This is a genomic window from Protofrankia sp. Cas8 (assembly GCF_963555845.1).
Classification (GTDB): domain Bacteria; phylum Actinomycetota; class Actinomycetes; order Frankiales; family Frankiaceae; genus Protofrankia.
Window position 1 is genome coordinate 3,035 of record NZ_CAUVXI010000008.1, and the last position, 971, is coordinate 4,005.

General features: G+C 65.9%; 1 protein-coding gene. It reads right to left on the reverse strand.

Features of this window, described 5'->3' with window-relative positions:
• Window positions 1-455: 455 nt before the first annotated feature.
• The coding region (locus U9977_RS02820) for a hypothetical protein (RefSeq protein WP_322747571.1) at window positions 456-971 on the reverse strand (516 nt) is incomplete at its 5' end.

Genomic DNA, 971 nt, shown 5'->3' on the forward strand with positions numbered 1-971 from the left:
AAGTCATAGCCCTGCTATCCACTAACGTATCAGTCGGCCCAAACGGGGCCTCGGACTGCTCCCAGCCTCGAAGTGAAACCGACGCCGCAATCGGTTGACGTCGTCACGAACCTCAATCGTGCCACCAAGGAACCCGCGGATTGACGCGCGCAGCCACCGCCGCAAACTCCACGTCATCCATCTCGAAATAGCCATCCCCGTCAAAGCGTCCGGCTCGATTCCAGTTCACCCACCGACATGCACCTTCTGAACAGAGCCGTCCAGCAGTTTGACGTCGATAGTCCTGCCGCCGCTCTTCGATGCTTCACTGAGGCCGACGTCGCAGTCGTCGCCTCCTACCTGTCGACCGCCCGCAAATGGGGCATCGACATGATGACCGCACTCTCGGACCTGTTCACCACCCGAGCGTGGCTGCCACCTGCTCTCGAACCCTGCCGATAAGCCAGATCGGCGTCTCACCACGTCCCCATCACAGCGCGGACGGCGGCTTCCAGGTCCTGCTCGCGCAGCATCGCAGCCATCGCGCATGCCAGCACCCCGGCCGCCTGCCCGAAGACCACCTCCGACGACTCGACCTCATCGAATCCGGCCCGATCCACCCGCAGCACGCCGGCCGGCCAAGGCGTCGCGTCGGCCAACAGAGCGTCAAGAACCGCCGCGGCGAACTCCTCGGGCAGTCCGACAGTGAACGGCCGTGACCACAAGCGACTCGGACACGCGGCCGACGCGCCACCGGGAGCGTAATCGACCTCGAAGACAGTGTCCGTATTCGGGACGGGCAGGAACCGTGCCCCCAGCAAGGCTCGCGGCGCAAGACCCCCGAAACGGCGCTGGACCTCGACCAACACCCGCACCGGTCGGCCAGAGCCTTCCGGCGCAGCCCGCCGGGCACGCAACCGCCCCGCCTCGACGAAACACGCCCGCTCGTCGTCCTCCTCGACCGCAACCAGGCCGTGCCGTTCGACATCGAT